Here is a 22,362-nt window from a genome sequence, read left to right on the forward strand (position 1 = left end):
CCTCCTAATAAACTGATATTTCCAGTTTACAGGAAACTATTAAATTGGTGAAAAAGTGTTCAATTGAAATGAGCAAAAACTGTTAAGTTTATTTTAGCGGTTACACTTGTATAGCCATTCTTTTATCAATATAAATCTGCATCTTCTCTAGGACTCCCCCAAGAAAAATGTTGCTCCACAATATGGCCCTATAACTGAAAAGGAACCCTTCCTTATTCAAGAAAAGCGCCCGATTGTTGAAGTAAGGTATATATTTTCACAAGCTGAACATATAAACAAAAAATATAATATTAACTATAGGATAGACGATTATAGTGATTAAAGCTTTTGCTTTCATATTTCTAATTGCACTTTCAGTTATTTCAGGTTCTTCCTTGTATATTCCTCGCCTTCCCATCAATAAGCTTTCTTTGGGATTTAAATAAATCCAAATGATAATACCGTATGGTATAAGCAAAGTTATTATTATAGTTATCCAATCCACTTACAACACCGCCTCAAAGTATATAGTAACTAATATACGAATAAAAGTTCTTATTTGTTTCATATTATCTAAATACTATTGTTTCTTTATGTTATTCAACAATATGGCCCGTTTTTGAATAAAGCAAAGGACAAATTTAAGTATTTATATCCTGACGGTGAAAATTAATGATTTTACAGAACTGATTATTTATGAACATTAAGTTACATTAAAAATCCATCTGTTTTTAAATTAGCAATTGCTAATACAGAGATCCCTACCTATCGAGACAAAAGAATTTTAATACAGTTAATACAGAAAAACAAAAAAAGAGGAATACAAACCACTTGTTTACTCTTTTGTCCGCAATTTGTCCGCAGGATTTTTCTAATTATTTAGTATTACTTTGGATTTAACTAAATCTCTCGTTATTTAATAAGTTTTGAACTTTTAAAACAATTTCTCTCGGTTTAACACCAAGTGATGATAACCTTTTTATATCTATCCACATAGGCAAATATATTCCTTTATTTCTCTCTTTGTCTGTGTATTCCTCACCCTGACCAGTTCCGAATGTCCCATTAATGATTTCGGATAAGAAAAAGTATTGGGTTCCGTTATATTCAATTTTTGCTATACACTCATTGACCACTACTTCTACTCCCAATTCTTCAAATGCTTCTCTTTTTGCTGCTTCTTCTGGCGTTTCTCCTTTTTCTATTCCACCACCAGGAAAAACATAATAAATAATGCCATCTCTAACTCTACGAATTATTGCTACCTTATCATTTTCTACTATTACTACCGATCCTCTATTTCGCATTAATCGTAACCTCTCAGTGATTCATATTTATTAAAGTATTACACCAGTTTGTTGAAAATCTTTATTAGTTAAATATTAGTTAAACTTTTGCTAAACCCCGTACTTTTTTCTAAGTATCCTAAACTTTTATAAAATTTATGTGCAGCGATTCGCTCTTCTCTATTCCCGCTGTTTAAAATGATTGCTATACAATCGTTCTTTTTTGCCCAGTCTTCAACTGCTAACATAAGATTTTGCCCAATATTTTTTCTACGATAATCGTCGTGAACTACTAGTGCTAAAAGTCTTACATATGGCTCATCAAATTCGTATGCTGTTTGCTTACACATTCCTACAAAACCAACTAATTCTCCGTTAACTTCTGCAACAAATGTTTCGTAATTTGGTATATTTAAAATTTTATTAAATCTCTCTTGAATTTTTTGATTTGAAGAAGGATAACCTAGCTGTTTCATTAACAGATCCATATTATTAATATCTTTTAAGGTCATTGAACGAATATACATAGTATTTCCACCTTATTTCTTTATTGATTTTAATAGATTACCAAATTCCGTCATTAATAAACCTTCTTTAAAGATTGTTATTGAAATTTAGGAACGTTTAAAAATACAGATTTAAATTGTATGTAGGACTCTCTTCGATGAGGTGAAAGGTGATGAAAATATCCAAATTAATATGTAATCAAACGATTGTGGTTCCAGCTTTAAATTAAAGATATTCTTACAAAAAAATTGAATGTTTACATTTTGGAGATCAGCTTTTTCTTGTGATAAATTAGAGAGGAAATGTATCCCAAAATTCTGTTGGCTCTCTTAATAATGAATCCAGTAATTCATATAATTCTTCATTATTTTTAACTAACATTTAACACCCTCCCTTATTTAATATAAGTTCTAATATGAAGGAAGTTTTTAATTGTTAGGGTATATTAAAAATAAAATTAAGAATGTCGCTTTTTAATTGAAGTATTTCTTAATACCTTTTGTATTATTAATAACTTCTATTTTGTCTTTATATACCCCATATTTATTGAAAAAATTTATTTTACCAACTTCTTCAAAATAACGATTCCATTTAAACATTTTTAAAAAAATAGCTAATGTTGGTATGTAATTTGCTTTCTCTATTCGTAGTTTTTGTTTAATAAACCTTTTTATAATTCGGTAAGTTCTGATTGAATATTTTGTATCTAAAAAGAGAATCAAATCTGCACTATGAAAACAATCGCTTACCCAATCTTCATTGTGTATGCCTTCAATTATCCAACTGTGTAATTGTAATATACTGTTTAGATACTCTTCCCTTTCTTGTTCAGTTCTCCTAATATCTCCGGACTCAAGCCTTATCCAAACAACATTGTCTAATTCGTAATACGGTAAATCTAACCATGAAGATATTTCTTTTGCTAAAGTTGTTTTACCACTTCCAACTGATCCAATAATATGAATTCTCTTGTAAATTGTCTTTTTCAAAATACCACCACCATAAGATATGTTTATATAGACATTTCGCTTATAGAATTGAATTTACCTCTTACGATTTGAAATAGTAACGCTATTCCACCTTCCTAATTATAGGTTAACAACTAATTTTTGTTGCTCCTCAAACTAATCGGTTAATGAAAACAAGCACCTAATTTTGTTATAGAAGGTACATTTAACCATTAAATTCTATATGTGCCATTTCCACTCATCATAACTAGAGTGTTTCATCCATTCTCTGAATCTTTGAGTGGGAAATTAAATATACTTTGCCAAAAATGTCGATTTTGTCTCCCTTCGTACGTATAGCGCAATCTTTGTTCGACGCATAAATATTTATTCCTTCCGATAAAATAGACAATTCGTTTTGAACAAGCGCTATGTTATTTTCAAGATCAAAGTGAGATAGAATGGAAAAATCGTCAAGGCCAATTCCATCATAAACATAATTCTCCTCAACTTTATATCCAAATTTTTGGGAACATAACCATTTAGCAGACATGTTAATTGCACCAGCGCTTGCTCCTATGACAACAGCGCTGCTTTTTTTAATCGAATCTGATAATTCATATTCCATCAAAAACCCGTTTTGCTTTATAGTATCCCCGCCCAACAAGAAAATGACTGAAGCATTTTGAATTATCTTTTGGGCATCTTCCTTCTGTACGTGATAATTAATTAAATGATAGTCATCAAAAATAATGCCAGCCTGATCAAGCCACGAGCGTTCAGTCGCACCAATCTCTTTATAAACAGATGGATTCGAGCTAATCATTGCAAGTGATTTTCTATCAGTAATATCCTCCTGTAATACCCTGCCCAGATGCTCTGGGAAAAAATTGTTAAACCACCCTAAATAATAGTGAGTTTTCATAAGTACCTCCGTAGCCAAGTATAATAAACATTCACCCCTCACTTTAACATAAATATCCAATTTATTGATTGTATTTTATTCAATTAAATTACCCTTAAAGGAAAAAGAGGCTTTCCTTTATTCAAGGAAAGCGACCGATTAGTTGAAGGGAATAAATACCATTTATTATTATTGTCAATAAACCTCTTCATTGTATCTGTACATGAACTCTAAGTTTCCAGGTTACTAATATTGCCGAAAAGTGATGCTACAGAGATCCCTTATCATGCTTGATTGACTAATAGATCCCAATACTATTTTCACTTTTAAAATTCAGATAGTTAGATAAAAACACATCTATTGTAACTTTTAATAATTATTCAGAATTGTTAGACTATTATCAACTACCATGAATACACTTAAAACTTAATTCTTTCAGGAGGGATACAAATGGAGAAAAAGTTACACTTATTACCATATCAAGTGGATGAAGTGGTCGAAATGGTCGAAGTGGTGCCAAAAGGTATTGAACTTATTGCAGCACCAGAAATTTGGGAGAATTCTAAAGGGAAGGGAATCACTGTTGCGATATTGGATACAGGCTGCGACGTCACCCACCCTGATTTGAGTGAGCGTATTATCGGCGGACGGAATTTCACTCGTGATGATGATGGACAACCTGATGTATACATCGATTATAATGGCCATGGAACCCATGTGGCTGGCACAATTGCTGCAATTCATAACGGCACGGGAGTAGTTGGTGTTGCACCTGAAGCAAGTTTATTGATTTTAAAAGTGCTTGATAAAAGTGGATCAGGGCAATACGACTGGATCATAAATGGTATTAACTATGCAGTTGAACAAAAGGTGGATATCATCTCCATGAGCCTCGGAGGTTCTGTCGATGTACCTGAGTTACACCAGGCTATTCAAAATGCAATCACTAATCAAATTCTAGTAGTTTGTGCCGCTGGTAATGAGGGAGATGGACAGAGTTCTTCAAATGAATTTGCCTTTCCCGCCTGCTACAATGAAGTCATCAGCGTCGGATCCATTAACCTGCAACGCAGTTCTTCTGAATTTTCAAATTCGAATAATGAAGTCGACTTAGTAGCCCCTGGTGAAGGAATCCTTTCAACGTATTTAAACGGAACTTATGCAAAACTAAGCGGAACTTCGATGGCAACACCGCATGTATCCGGTGCACTTGCACTCATAAAAGTGAATGCCAACAGAAACTTTGAACGAAATCTGACAGAGACTGAGCTGTATGCACAATTAATAAAGAGAACCATTCCTTTAGGAAACTCGCCAAAACTCGAAGGCAACGGATTGCTGTACTTAACAACAGAGAAATACTTATCGGAGGTGTTCAACCAAGAATTATCAGCAAAGGCATTGAAAATATAATGGAAAAACTAAATTTGCTATATTGTGAATGGGAAACGGCCAAGTCAAACTTTTTAATAAGGAAATTCGACCCTTATTATGACGAAAAGAAAGATGAGGAAGTCAGAAATCAATACTATCAGAGCATTTCATTCACAGACGCCAATCTTTTAGATAGCCTTCACACACTGCTTGAAAAAACACATATAAATCGGTTAAACTACAGCCCACACCGTTATGTGTACCCTTGGGTTGATTTGCAGGAAAACGGTTTATTAAAAAGCCTTTATTCTGGAAATAGGATGGATCCACTTTCTGTCATAGAGGAGGACATTCGGCTCCATGAAATGCAGGCAAAAGGGTTAATCAGCAACTTCTCGGATAATCTATTTAACTGTGAACATGTAGTGCCTCAATCATGGTTCGATAAAAAAGAACCGATGAGAGGAGACTTGCATCATCTATTCGCCTGCGAACCCACCTGCAATAGCAGTCGTAGCAACTACCCCTACTATGATTTCTACAATTATAACCCTGAAGGATTAATTTTAGGAATCAAAGATGGCTGCGGCAAAACTGAAGAAAGTAAATTCGAACCCGAATACGGCAAAGGAATCGTTGCTAGAGCAACACTCTATTTCCTAATTCGCTATCCGAACACCATAAAAAAAGAACTAGCGAATGTCTCTTTATTGTTAAAATGGCATCACTCTTTTCCAGTATCAATCTATGAAAAGCATCGCAATCAAGCTATCCAAGAACTTCAAGGCAATCGGAACCCATTCATTGATTTTCCAGAGATTGCAGAAAGTATCGTAACAAATTAAAAAACACTAATTTCCTTAAAAAAGCACAAGAGAATTAGTGTTCGCTTTTTATATTAAATGAAAATAATGGTATAATTACTATATGTAGTAGGTCTAGGTATTAAAGGTGATTGGTCATCATTTATTCCAAAACTTCGTTTCAAACGAAGGTGAAGAAGATTATGCCATTACCGTTTATGTTTCTAAACACTCATGTTAATTTCGCTACACTTATTGAAACGATTCTTGCATTGTCATTTACTTTTCCAAAGAAAGTAAACACCCTCTCTACCTTACACCAGGGTGATTTACTAGTCCTGTCAATTGCCTTATTTGCTACCGACTGTTTAGTGTTCCAGCACTAAGCAGCTTTTTTATTTTATGATTATTATGACTAAAGTATGAAGCAATTCTCCTTATTTTCCACTAATTAGATACACCTGCTTAACTAAATCTAAATTAGTTTATTAGATGTAATCATCTACATCCAAAGAACAAGATTTATATATGTTCGGAAATTGTTTGCGAATGGTGTTTGTGCTTGCTGGACTTGTTCTTTAATTTATATAAAAACTTGTATAGCAATTCTCTTATCGTTATTTATCAGTATCTTCTCTTATTCAACAATATGGCCATATAATAAAAAGCACCTTTCTTATTAGGAGAGCACCCGATTGTTGAAGCCCTAGCTGCTCATTGGCTATTTGTTTTTGTTTTAAGCCCTCTGTAAGTAAATTATCTACCTTTAATCCCAGAATGGTTAGCTTTATAATCCGAGTCTGGCACCTACTTCTGCATACTCTATATCTTTTCTTTCTGCATTCCAATTATCCCCTGTTTGTCCGTCCCATATCGCTCCTGTTTCAACGAAACCGACAGACGCAAACAACTTCCGAGCGACTTCGTTTACCATCCAATATGATGTAGCAACTGCATCGGCTTTTCCTTGTGGAAACGACTTTATGTAATCAATAACTTTTATCATTGCTTGTTTGCCAAAACCTTTGCCTTGATACTTTTTATCAATCATAAAGCGATTAAGTCCATAAGTAGATTTATCTCCATATTTTTCACATAAAAATGCACTTTCCGCCAGTTCGAAAAATCCAATATCGACATATCCTATGACTTCATCATTGTTGCATATAGCGAAAATCAAAGGAGGTTTTTCGTCGTTGAGTATCTTTACATAGGCTTTAGCCAAACAATATATACTGGAATCGACATTTCCTTTCTGCTCGTCTGTTAGGCTTAACTTCAACACTGCCTCAAAATTATCGTGGGTAATTTTTCTTAATTCAATCATTTCTCTTCCCTACTTCCGAAAATATAAATTCGCTGCATCTGTTGCACTAACCTGCCCCGTTGTTTAAGTACATTGCTTCACAAACTTAATTAAACTTTAACATAAATAACCAAATGTTTCTTATTGAGAGTTATTTCACAATATGGCTCTATAATTGAATAAAGCATTTTTTCTTATAAAGGTTATATCTCGAGTTTGTTTATGAATTTTTTTGCAAAGAAAAAAACTACCATAGTGAGTATGAAAGGAATAACTAACTGAGATACCCAATAATTATCTATAAATCTAAGTGCAAATTGAGTTAAATCAAATACTAATGCAATGCCAGCAACGATTAGCATTATCCAAAACACATTTATGTTCTTACTTATTATAGCTAAAATAATCCCGATTACTGTAATACCTACGCTAAATGGTATCAAAAGTATCTCCTCATTTCTTAAGTTTACATATTTATATAATGAGAATTATTATAACAGACAACTATTATTACAAACTATAATTTATTCATAACAATTTAAAAGTTTGGAGTCAAAAGAAAATTTGGTAAACGTTGTTGTAGCAGCGTTTACCGATTTTTTATTGAACATTGTTTATACTAGATTTTATGCAAGTCAATGAAACGTACTAAAGCAGCTTTTATACTTTCTGGGCATGATCTTTAATTTGCATAAAACTTGTATAGCCATTCTATTACCGGTATAAATCTGCATCTTCTCTAAAACTCCCCCAAGAAAAAATGTTACTCAACAATATGGCCCTATAACGGAAAAACGCGATCTTCTTATTGAAGAAGGTGCTGCACCCCAAAAGCGCCCGATTGTGGAATAAAAGTAGTCTTAAATAATTTAATCTTTTTGATTTTCTATATGCTCAATTTGTTCTAAAACCCAGGATTTATCTCCTTCTTTTGTATAAAAAGAAAAATACTCTTTATCTTCCTCAATTAAGTTCCATACCATTTTTTCTTGAACTACAATCTTAAATGCTTCTTCTTTAGTTTGATTATTCGGGTCGTATGCTTTAACCCAATACTCTTTATAGTCACTTGAACACCCCTTTTCAATAACAATCAACATCGAAGTAGTTGATATGAAAGGTCCTCCACAAGATGCGAGAACTAATAAAACGAGTGTAATCATTAAAATTGAAGCTTTTTTCATTGTACTCCCCCAATATTTAAATTTCTCAACTTAATTCCAATATCTCTACCCGTCAATTTAAGAATACTTTTAACAATATCTTCTAAATTGTAATCTAGATAACTATGTTGGTTTAATTATATGTCCCTTTAAAGGAAAAGGCGAAAAAGGACCCTCTCCTTATTCAAGGAAAGCGCCAGATTGTGGAATATCGTTTTTTCGAATTTTGTATTCTCATAAAACATTCACAAAGCGTGTTTAGGATTTTCTCCTTTTCCGGAAAGACATATCAATTTCAAAAATTCAGTATTCTTAGGTTTTCTATCAGTAACGGGGTTAATAATTTACCCTTAGAATTAAGTAACACGCGTGTTTCTATAGTCTCGCTAATATAAAAATGTATTGATTGATCATTTTTAAGTGGAATATTAAGTTGATTGGTATTTTCTTTAATGCAGTAGAACACATTTTTTAACCATTCGAAGTCTCGACTTGTAAACGGGCCGAAAAATTGGACTGATTTTATTCCATCTATACCATTAGCTTTACTATTTGGTACCATTCGCTTACGCATTTTCTCTTCAATTTGTGGAGTATCGACTTGCTGAAAACCTAATTGAAATGGTACTTCGTCAAAATACGGGAGATATGCATTTTGCCACTTAGCAGAAAAATTAATTAGTTTAAAGAAAAAAGGAAAACTTATTCTTTCAGGATTTGATATGCCAAAACTTTTCAATAACTCAGTAGTTTTTTCAATATTATTTGTTTTGAGAAATAGTCCAATGACACCTCTGTGACCAGAATTATACTTATCAACCCAGTCTTTGATCCAGCCACCGCCATCTTTCGATTTAATATAGATAAACTCGAAATATTCATCTCCTATCCATAAATTAGAGGCTTTGAATCCTTTATTTCCTTTACCTTTTGAGGGTATATAAGGTAATCCTAACCGATTAACTTCCTCAATAAATTGAATATTTTTTTGATATTTCTCATCGACATTTACCACAATATGGTCGATAGAAAATGGGTTTAGTTTAGAAACCTGTTCCATATAGTTCCTCCTTATATAGTCAACATTGAATATATTGTTAAAAATAAAACCGATTTAATCGGAGTTATTTTCTTTTTTTATTACACCAATAACACTTTCAATCAACTGACTCTGCAATTCAATTGTTTTTATCATGTGATTGATCACAATTGAGGATAGTTCAGATAACTCGCCGTTAGTCGCAATTTCTTTCTGTTTCTTTCCAGCAATAATTTCTTTTTTTTCTTTGTTTAAAGCGCTGATATTGTTCTGAAGTATAGAAATCGCAGACTGATGATCTAATTGATACGCAAAACCAATCCCTGAATATAAATCACCATTGTAAAGAACGGGTGAGGATAGGGCATCTTTTATAAGTGATTGTTGATAATCTTTACCCTTTTGGGTAATTTTGAATTCAGAACGTTGCCGATTGCCTGTCATTTCAATGCTTGAAATGATGATATATCCTTCCTTTTCCAATTTCTTGATTGCATTATAAATCGAACCAGGTAATACACCACTCCACCGTTTGGCATCAGTATTTTCAAGTATTTGTTTCATCTCATAACCTGACATGGGGCGTCGATTTAACAGCTCTAGCACCAATAACTTAATCATTTTATCGCTCCTATATTCAACGTTGAATATATTATCATATAAAATCACTGAAAATGTCAACACTCCCAATTATTTTACATTCTGAAAGAACCATTATAAGAATCATTCTTATTTATTCATTAGTAAATCAGTGTTGCTTTATTGGATATTTAGTAGTTCAAAAAATGTTGGACTGTTTCAAACTTCTGTTAATATTCACACAAATAATCCGTTTAAATAAAATTGTTATTCCACAATATGGCCCGATTGTAGAATAACATCTAAAGACAATTCTTCACTAACTACCCGTTAGTTAAATAAACTCAACGACTATCTAGCGTTATGGAATAAAATGTCATAAAATGAATGCACTAATAATATGACCAATTTAGATACTGAGGACGATAACATAAGAAGAGGTGGTAAATTGTTTAAGATTTTAATAGGAGTAACTTCTCTAATATTTATAATTATTGGAATGTTACTCGTTTTTTGGGCATTTGGTGGAGTTTGGGGAGTAAAAGCGGTTCTTCCGACTAAAGATGACAGTAAATTTCCAGTTTTACAACCAAGAATGTTAGGTACACTTTTTATCGGTTTATTTTGCTTTTTTGCATCTGTTCTACTATTAGTTCAAATAGATTTGTTTACAGTCATCCAACCCTCCCCCCTTTCAAAGTGGCTTTGTATAACTGGAGGAATTGTTTTCTTATTACGTGCTATTGGTGAAGGAAAATATGTAGGTTTTTTCAAGAAAATAAAACATACTAGATTCGCAAAACAAGATACCGCCTTCTATTCACCCCTTTGTGTATGGATTAGTCTTATTTTTTTGCTAGCATCATTTATATAAATTTGAATAAAGGACAATTAACAACAAAGAATTTCGCTCACGAGTTGAAACGTTACGATATAGCGCTGCTTTTGATATATTAGCTTCCGGATGCGGCATTTCAATTTGCCCATAGAAAGTATTGTTCATTTATATGGCCCTATAACAGAAAAACGCGATTTTCTTATTGAAGAAACGCGCCCGATTGTTGAATGAATAACTACAGACAAGTTTACGAATATATCGAACAATTATGATAATATGAATTTGTAGAGGGTATGTTAATGATCTATTTAACTATTATATATATGTTTATGTTAGCGGTAATCATTAGTGCTATTGGTGGCTTTATTTTTTATAAGTTAATTTATAAGAAGTTCTCAAGAACGCTAAGTTATGTATTAGGTGGTTTTTTATCTTTACTTCTAAGCATTCCATTGACAAAATTACTACTGTTTGGTGGTATTTGGTTTTATCATTTGCCTATCGCATTGCTGGCGATAGTGGTATATATCGCATTCATTATGTATTCCAATAATAATATTAAATTGATAAAGTGGATAGGAATAATTACTTTAATTTTGTTAATTGTTGCACATGTATATCTAATAATAATGACTATCTACTTCAATTAAAAAGCACCTAAACAATGTTTAGGGCTTTTTTTTCGTAAAGTTTGTGTCCCCCAAGTAAGATTTTTTTAGTGTGTATTAACTAGACCTGCCATTAATTCTACAATATTTTTTAAATATGAAGATATAAAGAAACTATTTATAGCTAAAATGACCAATGCGATTGCAATAATGTATTTTGTTAGTTTGTCCAATTTTATATTCAACCTCTCGTACTTTTTTATATGTATTAAAAATTAATTAAGAGACCTGAAACCCAGGCTAATGCACCAATACTTAGGGAAAGTACAAAAATAATAAATTCATAGGACCATGAGTTATCCTTTTCATAATTTCTTTGCCATTGTATCAAAAGTGCGATATTTACTATTAGTAAGGCTTCACTTATAGATATTATTGGTAGCAGCCAGTCAGTTTGATTTTTTTCGCTAGAATCAATATTCCAATATAAAACAATTAGTAAAACAATAATTATAAAAGTTATGCCTTTTGCCCATTTTGATTTTTTCATTATTCTCACTCCAGAGGAAATTTTAGTATTTCGCTACTTCTAATTATTTTAACATAATCATCCATTTACATTGAGTTCAGAATTTGAAGAAAAAGGTATCAAAGGACCCATACATTTCAATCAATTTATATTAGAATTTGGATAAAGCAAAACGTTTTAATAGTTGACTTAAAAGAAGGTATAAAATTGAAAAAGAAAGATCGTAATGAATTTAAATTTATTTTTGGGATAACTAGTAGTACATAATTCTATTCAGATACAATTAATGTTACCAAACGACGCTTTAGGAATATTTATTAACTATACGTCGCCATCCGCGGCAGCGACCACTCGATTGAGGATGATCTTTTAGAACGGAAAACTTTATAACATTCTTTCACTACTGAACAGGAGGATAGAATATTGCAAAAGAAAATAAAAATAATTGAAGACAGCAAATCATTTATTTTAGCTATTGCTTTATCAATATTTATTTGGATCTTTTTCAGTAATTACTGGCATTATCCATCTCCACCATTCGAGTCACTCACTTCAAAAGAGGTTATTCGTATTTTGGAGGAAGAAAGCTCTGAGAGCGGATTTTTGAAAATTGCTACTGAAAATAATTTTGATTGGTATACATGTAAGCATAATAATTGTTTAGAGGAGAATGTACTTTTCCCACTTTCAGATAGAGATTGGCATAAACAAGATATAACTCCATATTATAAACCGAACGGAAAACTTATACGTATTGAGTATATTTACACTAAGAATCAAGTTGATGGTAACCTAGGCACTACTCTAAAAATAGAAGTATACCATTGGGTGGATAGTGAAGATATTAATTTTTTGAAAATACCTCAAGATATAAATTTTTAATATAGTAGGTTATTCATTTTGGTATACTTCATACAAAATAACGTTCCCAAATTAAAGTTTGGGGGCACATAAAAAAGGCACGAAACGTTGTTAAATCAGCGTTTCGTGCCCTTTTGTCATTAGGTTGTGCAGCATTTTATACAGATGATGCAAACCCTAGATGGAACGGTGTTTATACTTGCTGAGTTTGTTCTTAATTTGGATAAAAACTTGTATAGCAAGTTTCTTATTGTATTAATCTGCACCTTTTGGTATTCAACAATATGGCCCTATTACTGAAAAAAATAATCTTCTTTTTTAAAGAAGGTACAACACCTTTTAATTGACGAACATTTAATTATAATTTGGAAACTAGCAGGATTAACTTGTAAAAAATCTCCAAAAAAATAATTCTTCAGTTTCTTTATACATTTCGGCACCAGTTTTTTCTAATACTCTGTGTGATCCAATATTATCTTTTTCCGTATCAGCAATAACATAAATAACATTTGCCTGTTTTAACAACCAATTTTTCAAATTAGTAACAGCTTCTGTCATAAAACCATTTCCTTGATGTTCAAAGTGTGTGTAATACCCAATTACTACTTCACCATTATCATTGGGAGTTCCTTTTATCATTATTCCTCCGACAATCTCGTTTATATCTTTTGAAACAATGATCCAATTGGTACACCAAAAATAATTTTTCTCATCAGTCAAAACCTTTGAAAGTCTAACTTCCATAGCTTGCTTAAGTTCTTGACTAAGAATACTACTCGATTCATTTAATGATAAGTTTGATTCTAGTTGTTTTTGATCTTTAATTAATAATCCCAAGTTTTCTGCTTTTAGGGGAATCATCTTTAACCTATCTGTGGTTATGCCTAGCATAATTAACACTCCTATCATAATTTGAAAGCCAATTAATTGGCTAAAACAAAATAAAAATAGGATATCTTAATGGCAACTACCCCCATTTATATACTCCTCATAAAAGAGACAACAACTTTGCACTCCTTTATCAAGGGCTAACTAAGTTAGCCATTCCATTATTTTCCTGTAAATTCTTATAAAAAATAAATCATACCTATTCAACAATCTGGCCCTATAATTGAATAAAGCACTTTTCTTATTCTGAAGTGACCCCAAAAAGTTAGACATTATTAAGTTAAGCAGCTTGGAAGGATTGAATTCGGTATTGTACCGGACTCAATCCTTTTAATTTTCCTTTAATACGTTTGTGATTGTAATATTCAATATACAATTCAAGTTCAAGCTTGAAGTGATTCATACTTTCAAATTCTTGCATATATAAGAGTTCCGATTTTAATAGGCCAAAAAAGTTTTCAATTACTGCATTATCTAAACAGTTCCCCTTACGAGACATACTTTGGGTAATGTCATTTTGTTTTAAGGCATTAGAGTATTCTTTCATTTGATAATGCCAACCTTGATCCGAGTGTAAGATAGGGGCATCTCCTTCGGATAAGCAAAATAAAGCTTTATCTAACATTATCGATACAAGTTTATATGTAGGTCGGCTTTGAATATTATAAGCAATGATTTCACCATTAAATAAATCTAGTACTGGGGAGAGGTATAACTTTTCACCAAATAAATGAAATTCAGTTATGTCCGTTACCCACTTTTCATTTGGTTTTGTCGCAATGAATTTACGACTAAGAATGTTTGGCGCAATTTTACCTACATTACCTTTATAAGAACGGTATTTTTTAATACGTACAAGCGATTTTAAACCCATTTCCTTCATAAGTCTTTGAACAGTTTTATGATTAATTAGGAAGCCTTGATTGCGTAATTCTAACGTTATACGACGATAACCATACCGTCCCTTGTGGTCGTGATATATAGTTGAAATCACCGATTTCATATTCTCATATTTATCAGGTTGGTCAAAGCGACTTGTCCAATAATAATAAGTGCTACGCTTAATGCCGGCTAACTTTATTAAATCTTTTATACTAAATTGATCCCTTAGTTCAAATACTACTTGTGCCAAGTCTTTCGTTTTAATTTTTCCTTCTCTTGAACTAAGGAATTCAACTTTTTTAAAAATGCATTCTCCATACGTAGCTGTTCATTCTCTGCTCGTAATGCCTCTAATGAACCCTCTTTAAAGTTTTGATTTTTACCTTTTTTTGAGTTGTCTTTTTTCAACTGTTTATGCCCCTTTTCCTTAAGAAATAGGGTATCCACACTCACATTTTTGAGACTAATTCGCCATTTTCTTATTGTACCTGGAGTAGGCAAATTAAAATGTACTGCAGTCTCTATATCAGACAACCTATTCTCGTTCATATAATTGAGTATATATAGTTTATCTTCAATAGAATAACGTGTATAGCTCTTTTTCAAGGATTCTGGTCCATGAAGATTATATTTGCCAATCCAGAAATGTATCAATTCAGTATTAGTGAAATTGAGTGACCTAGCAATTGAAGTAATGCCTTCATCACCTTTTTCAACACGAAAAATCGTATCCAATTTTTGTTCAAAAGTAATCCTTGTCATATAAAAAGCACCTCCAAATGATAGATTTGTGTCTAACATTTGGGGTGCAGTTCATTCAAGAAAAGCGCCCTTTAATTAAATTCCATTTATAAATGTGAAAAAGAGTTATCAGTAATTGTAAGTGTATTGTTTCCAAATAAATCCTCTCGGAAAAGTTACTTATTCTTATAATTTATGGCCTCTTTAAATTCTTCGCTAGCTCTTATATTGTAAAACATATTTCTACTTTTTATGTTCGCTATTGTTCCTGTTTTTGTATGGTCTATCCACAAATAATATTCACCATCGCTTAGTTTGATTTTATATTGCGGAACTATTTGGTTATCTACTTCACCAAATTCTCTAGCCTTTTTAAATGTTTTCTCTATAATTTTAATATCCTTCACATCAGATATTAATTGTAATGTATCTGGTTTTACTTCTTCAAAATTAATTAATTCTTGAATTTCTATAGTGTTTATTGTTTCTCTAGTGCTGTCACAAGCTACTAACCACATAGTACAAATAATTACAAATAAAATTGTCTTTATTTTCATCTTATGTTCACCTCTTTTTGTTATTTTAATTTTACCTATATACTATTCGGATTTATTGTATAAGTTAAAAATTCTATATTTCCCCATTAAGTCCTTCTTCAATAACTAAATGCTGTTAGTTGAACAAAAAAGTTAGCAAAGTATCGTTTAATAACTCCCCTTAACAGATTGCTATTCCACAATATGGCCCGATTGTGGATAAACTTTATTTTTACTTAAAAGGTTCTTAATCCACAAGAAAAACCGAGATTCCTTTTTATAGAAATAGGAAATTCCGGTTCATCTTTTTTATAAACAGTTCAACTTTATTTCAAAGTCACATTTGCAACCATTAAATCTTACAGTTAGCATATAACAAAAGAGCTTAGAGAACATGAATAATTCGTGTTCTTTAAGCTTTTTTCAAAACCCCATTTACTTATGATACGGTTCAACTCAACGCATCTAAATGAGGTTTCCTAAATCTGTTCACCAACATAGCTACTCATTTTATGGTCTTAATAAAATTTTTCCCGTGCTTTTGCGGCTTTCTAAAAAACGATGTGCTTCGCGGCCATCTCGCAGTGCAAATACTGTAGGCTCAGATACCGTCACTTTCCCCTCTTCTATCCAACGGAACAACTCGGCTGATCGGACTGCCCGTTCCTCACGAGAAGTAAGGACATTCCAAAGATCCCCACCAGTCAAAGTCTTTGACGTATCCATCAACATTCTTGGGTCAACTGGAACAGGGTCACCACCTGCCATCCCATAAAATACAACTGTTCCCCCAATGCGCGTGACTGCAAAACTGTCTTCAAGTGTCGATCCTACTGAGTCATAGACTACATCCACACCTTTTCCGTTTGTTTCCTCTAAAATTTTTCTCTTCCAATCATCCGAGTACAGGAAAACCTGATTCGCTCCTGCCTTCTTAGCTACGGACGCCTTCTCCGTTGAAGAAGTTAAACCAATGACCCTTCCTCCAAGGACCTTTGCAATTTGAACAAGCAACTGTCCAACGCCCCCTGCCGCCGCATGAACTAGAATAATATCGTTCTCGTTAACAGCATAACTATCCTTTGTTAAATAGTGGGCAGTTAAGCCTTGCAGCAAAACGGAAGCCGCCTCTTCAAATGAAACGTTCTCTGGAAGTGGAATTATTTTTTCCATTGGAGCTGCCACTTGTTCCGCGTTAGCATATTGGACATCGGCAAATGCAACAGGGTCGCCAACACTTATTCCCTGGACATTAGCTCCAGTCTTTTCAACAACTCCCGCCCCTTCATAACCTAAAATAAACGGGGCATTGCCAGTAAGATGATAATTCCCTTTTCTTCTATAAATATCTGCAAAATTCAAGCCAATTGCTTTCATCCTTACTAATATTTCATCAGGACCGATAACCGGATCCGCAATTTCAACATATTCTAGTACTTCCGGTCCTCCGAATGTATTAAATACAAGTGCTTTCAAATACACAACCTCCTCTTATATCTCTTTAGATAAATAATAAAATAATTAAACGATTAGAGATGCAAATCAGTGCTAAAGTCCACCTAGAGCGCCTATCATTAAACGTTTTAGGTGGTATTTGTCATAAAACTCCACTCACTTATGGTACGCTTCATCCAAATTAATCCAAAAGCCTTTTAATAATTTACCAATAAGCCCTTTGAATTCTTATTCAAGAAAAGCACCCTATTGTTGAATATAAGTATTAAATTTTGCACACTTTACTTGAAAGAAGGTTATCCTTTATTACTCCTCCGAAATTTCAATAATAATTCCCTTCCTAACAAGCCTTTTATGATTATAAGGAACATAACTTAATTCTTTATACTTTTCATTCCAAATAATATTTATGAAATAAGATGGTTCTTTAAGAAAATAATCTGGAGACACATTCTCGAAACAATAACATTCGTTAGGGTAAGTTTCTCCACATTCAAATAATTCAAGAACATCATTCTCGATTGCACATCCACCAATTATGAAATCATAAACAGAATACAATTCTATCAGGAAACTTGTAAAGTCATTAATTTCATCATTTTTTATCCCAATTTGTTCCCATCCTGAAGCCTCAAAAATAGAACCTTCAAACAAAAAATTAACCATTATAGAATTTGAAGAAACCTTTTCTATTTGTAATGTTCCTTTTCGTTTCCTTGTTAAATAGACATATAACCTTAAATTTAAAGAATGTATGTAATCTGTTTGTGGGTCTTCTTCGTCATAAGGATAGCCTCTATCAAAAGAATCAATAATTTCTTCAATGTTCTTGTCAACAGTTTCAACTGTGTATCTGATCTTTGAAAGCAACTCTATTATATTCTGGATTGTTTTCCTTTTATTTTCTTTAATGTCCAATAAGAAACCAACTTCAAGGAAAGGGCCGCCTTGCAGCCATTGTGGAAATTCCATCCTAATCGCTCCAAACCTTTTAATGCATATTTCAATAATACTATTTTCTTTCAATATTCTCCTGTTAGTTTAATTGACTTGCTAACAATCTTACCTATATTTTATCGAAATTTTAAATACATTACTCCACAATATGGCCCGATTGTTGAATAAAGCAAAGGTCAAATTTAAGTACTTTTATCCTTGTTCAAAAATAATAATTTTACAGAACTTGATTATATTTGAACCTTTACTTCCCTTAAAAAGCCATCTGATTTTAAATTAGTAATAGCTCATCCAGAGACCCCTACCCATATATACATAAAACTTATATTACAGTTAATACAGAAAAACAAAAAAAGAGTAATACAAACCACTTGTTTACTCTTTTGTCCGCAGAACTATTTTTTTGTGCTTATTTTATTTAACTGAATTAAATTATTCTCTCTCAAAAACCTTATTATATCAGGCTTATTTAACTTAATTGATTTTAATTTAACTCGGTTTATTAGCCGGATAGATTCGACAAGTTGGCAGTCGCAAGTTCGAGACTTGTCGAGACCATTATTTTAGAAAGCTCACAAATATTGTTATATCAACGTTTGCGAACTTTTTTTGGAACAACTCGTGTACTAAACCTCGAATTATTGTCCAATGCTTACAAATTGCTCACAAGTTTTTTTTCAGTGATTTATCAAAAATATTCGCTAAATCATTATCTTCATTAAACCCAAGACATCATAAGATCTTTGTCTTTTTCTTACTCACTCTTATACCAAAATAGTATTGACCACTTTCAGAAATTATATTAATATTATAACAATTTACAACTTGAAAGGAATTAAACAAAGCTTATTTCTATTCGTAAGCTACATATTCTTTCGGGGCTTTTTATTTTTAGAAAATTCACAATATATTCAACATTATATATTCGGAGGTATTAAGAAATGAAACAAACGACAAAACAATATATTGTTGAGCGGATGTATAAGGGGTCTCAAGGGCTTGCAAACGCAGTTCTTGTCACATTAGGTATTGGCCTTCTGATTGAGACGTTCGGAACTTTTACTGGTTGGGAAGGCTTTACAACTATCGGTAAGGCAGCACAACTTATGCTTGCGCCTGCAATCGGTGCTGGTATCGCTTATCAATTAGGTGGAAATACATTAGTGATTTTCAGTGCGATGGCATCTAGTACAATTGGTGCAAATGCCCTACATATGAATGCGGAAGGAGCCTGGATTCTTACTACAGGACAACCGATAAGTGCCGTGTTAGCTACCATTATTGCTGTTTGGGTTGGGAAACGAATTGCTGGTAGAACGAAGTTAGATATGCTTGCTATTCCATTTTCATCTATATTTATCGGAGGTGTCGCAGGTGTAGGATTAGCAGCAGTGACTACCCCACTTTTGGAACAGTTAAGCAGATTTATCGCAAACTCTGTTTCAGGATATCCTGTGATAGGGTCCATAGTTATCGCACTAGTCTGGAGTATTTTCCTAATGTCTCCGGCCTCTTCAGCAGCAATTGCCATTGCCTTACAACTTGACCCAGTTTCGAGTGCCGCTGCACTAATCGGATGTACGGCTCAGTTTGCCGGATTTACGGCGATGTCTTTTAAACAAAACGATTTAGGCGCCAATATTGCCCAATCATTTTTAACACCAAAAGTACAAGTGCCAAATCTCGTAAAAAACCCACTTCTTGTTATAGGGCCATTTCTATCTTCCGTCATTTGTGCGCCAATCGCAATACTAATGTTTCACTTTGAAGTCCCTTATGCATTAGCGGGACTTGGTCTAAACTCATTTATTGCACCTTTAAATATTCTTGCTAACCAAGGTGTGATTGTTCTAATGATGTATATTGTATTAGGTGTCATTTTACCAGCTGTCATTTCTCTTACTGTTTATCATTTACTAAAAGCTAGAGGACTAGCTAAGACTGGGGATTTACGTATGGAAATTCAATAATCTTTAAATTTTTGACACAGATCTTTATAATCTTTTTGTAACTGAACAATCTTCTCTTTTTTCACATTTCGTACATTAAAAGGGTATAAAGCCTTCTTGGATTAATACCCCTCGTTAGTGGAATTCAAAGATCATTTGCTTACTAAAATGCTCACAGAATTACTTTTTTAGCTTTTTTTATTTAATTCAGTTGATTTTATAATTGATGAAAACCTTGTTAATTAATGTTTCGCATACTTATTTAACTGAGCTGAACTAGCTTAATTTGGCCTTATGCTTTCGACAAGGTGAGGTTCTAAAATTCTTGACTTATCAAGACCATTATTATAATTGCTCGTGAACCTTGGTATATTAAGGTTTACGGGTTTTTTATTTTCATAAAATTTCCTACCCTATGCCTGGATTTTCCCAAAAAGATCTCATTCAACAATATGGCCCTATAACGGAAAAAAGCGATCTTCTTTTGAAGAATCGCGCCCTATTATGGAATATGTATAACTAATATTTCACCTGCATATTATCTTGTAGTATTTTCTCTGCAAGTTTAATGTTTTCTTTTAGAAATAAAGGTAGTTCCGTATGTGTAAGAATCTCTGATGTTGTCATCCAAATAACTTCATCCACTTCTTCAGTACTTTTAGCGTAAGGTTCTCCAGATTTATGATGACAAAGGAAAACGATATCGATTACATTTATTCCTGATTCTGTAACGAAGGAGGAGCTATTTACATATTTAATGCCTGTAATTTCGCTACCTACTTCTTCAAAAACTTCTCGTTTTAATGTTCTTTCCAGAATATCAGACGAATCACCTTCAATTTCACACTTTCCTCCTACTAATGAGAGACCTCCACCAGCATGCTCCTCCTTTTCACTTCTGCGGATTAAAAGCCATTTCTCATTGCGACGAATTGCCCCTTCTACATTTACTACAAACATAAAATACCCCCTGAAATTTATTAGTTTAAAAAGAAAAGTTACGCGTCCATTAATTTGTTAAATTTTTTATCGTAATGACTTCGCTTTAAAAAATCTGAACGCCAATAATCATATAAATCTTTTCGACTTGCTTTTAGAAAAGTTTTTAATACTTTTTTTAAACGAGAGTTATAAGGAAATTGAACATCTTTACCTAAGCTGTAACCTTTATTAAAGTAAAATGCTGCAGATTCATAATCTTTGATTTCTTGATATAAATAGCCTATGAATATAAATCCACTAGCTAATTCTTCTACTACGAAATCTTCGTCATTTAATTTACTCTTAAAAAACTCTACCGCTCTTAATTTTTTCTTCCTCGAAAACAAACCGTACAAAGAATTAGCTTGCTTTACAACATCAATATATTTTTTTGAAGGGTCTTTTAAATTATAATTGGATTTCATTTAATCACCTATCTCCTTAAAATCTTCTTAAATTAACCTGTTGCTTTAGTTTAAGTGTATTTTCTCATTTAATAAGGACGTTATTCAACAATGTGGCCCTATACCGGAAAAAAGCGATCTTCTTTTGGAAGAATCGCGCCAGATTGTTGAATTTGTTTTTTGTGACCCTCGATATTTCAACAAGAATAATAGCTCAATAATGCTATAAAGCAACATTCTTGAGCTTTTCATTAGGAACCTTCCTTCTGGACAGAATTACATATATTCTCTCCCTAAGCCAACTTCCTTGAACGCATCTTCATAGAATTTTGATTCCCATTCTCCACTTAATACCTTATCCGTGTACAAAGCCTTTCTCATTTCCTCAAAAATTGTTGGATTAATTGATGGAAATCTTGCTTCAAATCTTATTTCATTATCTAAATCCTTTAAAGCATACCCAATTGAACCATATATACCGGGAAATTCTTCAGCTATTTCATCTGCGTAATTTAGAAAATCTAGTATATATTCCTCAAAGCTGAAAATCGCATCTTTTTGATCATCATAAAATCCAAATACGAAACTGGACTCATCTATCCACTGCTGCAACATACCATAAAAAGCAAGAAGTGTTCCAGCCCGTATATCCTTTTCAGGATAATTGAAGTATTTATTAAATTTTACATTATAAGCTCTCCATGGCTGACTTGTTGAAAATCCAACCCATTCCATACTATTAAAAAGAATTTTAAGCTTCTCTCTAACCATACTTGTTGCTCCTTTATCTGTATAAAGCTAAATTTTACGTTACTCTAAAAACACGTTCGATTGCTGAATAGTATC

Annotated in this window: 23 protein-coding genes; 6 read left to right on the forward strand and 17 right to left on the reverse strand. The window is 32.6% G+C overall.

Translation table 11 applies throughout. The annotated features are described in order from the left end of the window. Nucleotides 1-875 precede the first annotated feature (875 nt). The 4 genes from MHH44_RS11570 to MHH44_RS11585 all read right to left on the reverse strand — a co-directional run bounded on the left by MHH44_RS11570 (nucleotide 876) and on the right by MHH44_RS11585 (nucleotide 3,644). Nucleotides 876-1,286 (reverse strand): NUDIX hydrolase, encoded by a 411-nt coding sequence (locus tag MHH44_RS11570; protein WP_340798643.1) that lies wholly within the window; start codon nucleotides 1,284-1,286, stop codon nucleotides 876-878. Between the two features lie 68 nt (nucleotides 1,287-1,354). Further along, nucleotides 1,355-1,792, reverse strand: a complete 438-nt coding sequence (locus tag MHH44_RS11575) for a GNAT family N-acetyltransferase (protein WP_008403866.1) — start codon at nucleotides 1,790-1,792, stop codon at nucleotides 1,355-1,357. A gap of 453 nt (nucleotides 1,793-2,245) precedes the next feature. After that, a complete protein-coding gene (locus tag MHH44_RS11580; protein WP_340798644.1) occupies nucleotides 2,246-2,761 on the reverse strand; it encodes a DNA topology modulation protein FlaR in 516 nt (171 codons plus the stop codon). A 226-nt stretch (nucleotides 2,762-2,987) separates the two neighbouring features. Further along, nucleotides 2,988-3,644, reverse strand: a complete 657-nt coding sequence (locus tag MHH44_RS11585) for a Type 1 glutamine amidotransferase-like domain-containing protein (RefSeq protein ID WP_340798645.1) — start codon at nucleotides 3,642-3,644, stop codon at nucleotides 2,988-2,990. Between the two features lie 429 nt (nucleotides 3,645-4,073). On the opposite strand from MHH44_RS11585, the gene MHH44_RS11590 reads away from it, so the two are divergent. Beyond that, a complete protein-coding gene (locus MHH44_RS11590) occupies nucleotides 4,074-5,036 on the forward strand; it encodes a S8 family peptidase (RefSeq protein WP_008403874.1) in 963 nt (320 codons plus the stop codon). Next, nucleotides 5,036-5,842: an endonuclease I family protein gene (locus MHH44_RS11595; RefSeq protein WP_340798646.1), complete on the forward strand. Its 807-nt coding sequence runs from the start codon at nucleotides 5,036-5,038 to the stop codon at nucleotides 5,840-5,842. The genes MHH44_RS11590 and MHH44_RS11595 overlap by 1 nt, the downstream gene beginning before the upstream one ends. 745 nt (nucleotides 5,843-6,587) lie before the next feature. On the opposite strand, the gene MHH44_RS11600 is transcribed toward MHH44_RS11595, so the two are convergent. The 4 genes from MHH44_RS11600 to MHH44_RS11615 form a co-directional block, all read right to left on the reverse strand. Next, nucleotides 6,588-7,127, reverse strand: a complete 540-nt coding sequence (locus tag MHH44_RS11600) for a GNAT family N-acetyltransferase (protein ID WP_340798647.1) — start codon at nucleotides 7,125-7,127, stop codon at nucleotides 6,588-6,590. An 848-nt stretch (nucleotides 7,128-7,975) separates the two neighbouring features. Further along, nucleotides 7,976-8,290 (reverse strand): hypothetical protein, encoded by a 315-nt coding sequence (locus MHH44_RS11605; protein ID WP_340798648.1) that lies wholly within the window; start codon nucleotides 8,288-8,290, stop codon nucleotides 7,976-7,978. A gap of 274 nt (nucleotides 8,291-8,564) precedes the next feature. Beyond that, complete coding sequence (locus tag MHH44_RS11610) at nucleotides 8,565-9,329, reverse strand: VOC family protein (protein WP_340798649.1); 765 nt, start codon at nucleotides 9,327-9,329, stop codon at nucleotides 8,565-8,567. Between the two features lie 54 nt (nucleotides 9,330-9,383). Further along, nucleotides 9,384-9,929 (reverse strand): PadR family transcriptional regulator, encoded by a 546-nt coding sequence (locus MHH44_RS11615; protein ID WP_014823693.1) that lies wholly within the window; start codon nucleotides 9,927-9,929, stop codon nucleotides 9,384-9,386. Nucleotides 9,930-10,335: 406 nt separating this feature from the next. Between MHH44_RS11615 and MHH44_RS11620 the strand changes: the two genes are divergently transcribed. Then, nucleotides 10,336-10,761, forward strand: coding sequence for a DUF3995 domain-containing protein (locus MHH44_RS11620; RefSeq protein ID WP_340798650.1), 426 nt, complete (start codon nucleotides 10,336-10,338; stop codon nucleotides 10,759-10,761). An 840-nt stretch (nucleotides 10,762-11,601) separates the two neighbouring features. Here the strand turns inward: MHH44_RS11620 and MHH44_RS11625 are convergent. After that, nucleotides 11,602-11,883, reverse strand: coding sequence for a hypothetical protein (locus MHH44_RS11625; RefSeq protein WP_014823690.1), 282 nt, complete (start codon nucleotides 11,881-11,883; stop codon nucleotides 11,602-11,604). 123 nt (nucleotides 11,884-12,006) lie between these two features. On the opposite strand from MHH44_RS11625, the gene MHH44_RS11630 reads away from it, so the two are divergent. Next, complete coding sequence (locus MHH44_RS11630) at nucleotides 12,007-12,129, forward strand: DUF3977 family protein (protein ID WP_340799511.1); 123 nt, start codon at nucleotides 12,007-12,009, stop codon at nucleotides 12,127-12,129. Nucleotides 12,130-12,285: 156 nt separating this feature from the next. Further along, entirely contained in the window at nucleotides 12,286-12,744 is a 459-nt protein-coding gene (locus tag MHH44_RS11635) for a hypothetical protein (protein ID WP_340798651.1), read from the forward strand. 360 nt (nucleotides 12,745-13,104) lie between these two features. On the opposite strand, the gene MHH44_RS11640 is transcribed toward MHH44_RS11635, so the two are convergent. The 5 genes from MHH44_RS11640 to MHH44_RS11660 all read right to left on the reverse strand — a co-directional run bounded on the left by MHH44_RS11640 (nucleotide 13,105) and on the right by MHH44_RS11660 (nucleotide 18,197). After that, a complete protein-coding gene (locus tag MHH44_RS11640; protein ID WP_065215829.1) occupies nucleotides 13,105-13,614 on the reverse strand; it encodes a GNAT family N-acetyltransferase in 510 nt (169 codons plus the stop codon). A gap of 277 nt (nucleotides 13,615-13,891) precedes the next feature. After that, a protein-coding gene (locus MHH44_RS11645; protein ID WP_340798550.1) for an IS3 family transposase occupies nucleotides 13,892-15,255 on the reverse strand; the annotation gives its coding sequence in 2 pieces (ribosomal slippage) (nucleotides 13,892-14,796 and nucleotides 14,796-15,255; 1,365 coding nt in all). Between the two features lie 155 nt (nucleotides 15,256-15,410). Beyond that, the gene (locus tag MHH44_RS11650) at nucleotides 15,411-15,791 is read right to left on the reverse strand and encodes a hypothetical protein (protein ID WP_340798652.1); all 381 of its coding nucleotides are present in this window, start codon (nucleotides 15,789-15,791) and stop codon (nucleotides 15,411-15,413) included. Nucleotides 15,792-16,280: 489 nt separating this feature from the next. Further along, nucleotides 16,281-17,246: a quinone oxidoreductase family protein gene (locus MHH44_RS11655; protein WP_065215828.1), complete on the reverse strand. Its 966-nt coding sequence runs from the start codon at nucleotides 17,244-17,246 to the stop codon at nucleotides 16,281-16,283. Nucleotides 17,247-17,531: 285 nt separating this feature from the next. Then, nucleotides 17,532-18,197 (reverse strand): hypothetical protein, encoded by a 666-nt coding sequence (locus tag MHH44_RS11660; protein ID WP_156732597.1) that lies wholly within the window; start codon nucleotides 18,195-18,197, stop codon nucleotides 17,532-17,534. Nucleotides 18,198-19,123: 926 nt separating this feature from the next. On the opposite strand from MHH44_RS11660, the gene MHH44_RS11665 reads away from it, so the two are divergent. Next, complete coding sequence (locus MHH44_RS11665; RefSeq protein WP_340798653.1) at nucleotides 19,124-20,152, forward strand: PTS transporter subunit IIC; 1,029 nt, start codon at nucleotides 19,124-19,126, stop codon at nucleotides 20,150-20,152. Nucleotides 20,153-20,650: 498 nt separating this feature from the next. On the opposite strand, the gene MHH44_RS11670 is transcribed toward MHH44_RS11665, so the two are convergent. The 3 genes from MHH44_RS11670 to MHH44_RS11680 all read right to left on the reverse strand — a co-directional run bounded on the left by MHH44_RS11670 (nucleotide 20,651) and on the right by MHH44_RS11680 (nucleotide 22,287). Further along, the gene (locus tag MHH44_RS11670) at nucleotides 20,651-21,091 is read right to left on the reverse strand and encodes an NUDIX hydrolase (RefSeq protein WP_340798654.1); all 441 of its coding nucleotides are present in this window, start codon (nucleotides 21,089-21,091) and stop codon (nucleotides 20,651-20,653) included. Nucleotides 21,092-21,129: 38 nt separating this feature from the next. After that, entirely contained in the window at nucleotides 21,130-21,537 is a 408-nt protein-coding gene (locus MHH44_RS11675) for a hypothetical protein (protein WP_340798655.1), read from the reverse strand. A gap of 255 nt (nucleotides 21,538-21,792) precedes the next feature. Next, nucleotides 21,793-22,287: a hypothetical protein gene (locus MHH44_RS11680; RefSeq protein ID WP_340798656.1), complete on the reverse strand. Its 495-nt coding sequence runs from the start codon at nucleotides 22,285-22,287 to the stop codon at nucleotides 21,793-21,795. Between the last annotated feature and the right edge of the window lie 75 nt (nucleotides 22,288-22,362).

This window comes from Solibacillus sp. FSL K6-1126, assembly GCF_038003445.1.
Lineage (GTDB): Bacteria > Bacillota > Bacilli > Bacillales_A > Planococcaceae > Solibacillus > Solibacillus silvestris.

Excerpts from the sequence above, each read along its gene's own strand:
- MHH44_RS11570 (WP_340798643.1), bottom strand. The coding sequence starts at position 1,286 with ATGCGAAATAGAGGATCGGTAGTAATAGTAGAAAATGATAAGGTAGCA.
- MHH44_RS11575 (WP_008403866.1), bottom strand. The coding sequence starts at position 1,792 with ATGTATATTCGTTCAATGACCTTAAAAGATATTAATAATATGGATCTG.
- MHH44_RS11585 (WP_340798645.1), bottom strand. The coding sequence starts at position 3,644 with ATGAAAACTCACTATTATTTAGGGTGGTTTAACAATTTTTTCCCAGAG.
- MHH44_RS11590 (WP_008403874.1), top strand. The coding sequence starts at position 4,074 with ATGGAGAAAAAGTTACACTTATTACCATATCAAGTGGATGAAGTGGTC.
- MHH44_RS11595 (WP_340798646.1), top strand. The coding sequence starts at position 5,036 with ATGGAAAAACTAAATTTGCTATATTGTGAATGGGAAACGGCCAAGTCA.
- MHH44_RS11600 (WP_340798647.1), bottom strand. The coding sequence starts at position 7,127 with ATGATTGAATTAAGAAAAATTACCCACGATAATTTTGAGGCAGTGTTG.
- MHH44_RS11605 (WP_340798648.1), bottom strand. The coding sequence starts at position 8,290 with ATGAAAAAAGCTTCAATTTTAATGATTACACTCGTTTTATTAGTTCTC.
- MHH44_RS11610 (WP_340798649.1), bottom strand. The coding sequence starts at position 9,329 with ATGGAACAGGTTTCTAAACTAAACCCATTTTCTATCGACCATATTGTG.
- MHH44_RS11615 (WP_014823693.1), bottom strand. The coding sequence starts at position 9,929 with ATGATTAAGTTATTGGTGCTAGAGCTGTTAAATCGACGCCCCATGTCA.
- MHH44_RS11625 (WP_014823690.1), bottom strand. The coding sequence starts at position 11,883 with ATGAAAAAATCAAAATGGGCAAAAGGCATAACTTTTATAATTATTGTT.
- MHH44_RS11640 (WP_065215829.1), bottom strand. The coding sequence starts at position 13,614 with ATGCTAGGCATAACCACAGATAGGTTAAAGATGATTCCCCTAAAAGCA.
- MHH44_RS11650 (WP_340798652.1), bottom strand. The coding sequence starts at position 15,791 with ATGAAAATAAAGACAATTTTATTTGTAATTATTTGTACTATGTGGTTA.
- MHH44_RS11660 (WP_156732597.1), bottom strand. The coding sequence starts at position 18,197 with ATGGAATTTCCACAATGGCTGCAAGGCGGCCCTTTCCTTGAAGTTGGT.
- MHH44_RS11665 (WP_340798653.1), top strand. The coding sequence starts at position 19,124 with ATGAAACAAACGACAAAACAATATATTGTTGAGCGGATGTATAAGGGG.
- MHH44_RS11670 (WP_340798654.1), bottom strand. The coding sequence starts at position 21,091 with ATGTTTGTAGTAAATGTAGAAGGGGCAATTCGTCGCAATGAGAAATGG.
- MHH44_RS11675 (WP_340798655.1), bottom strand. The coding sequence starts at position 21,537 with ATGAAATCCAATTATAATTTAAAAGACCCTTCAAAAAAATATATTGAT.
- MHH44_RS11680 (WP_340798656.1), bottom strand. The coding sequence starts at position 22,287 with ATGGTTAGAGAGAAGCTTAAAATTCTTTTTAATAGTATGGAATGGGTT.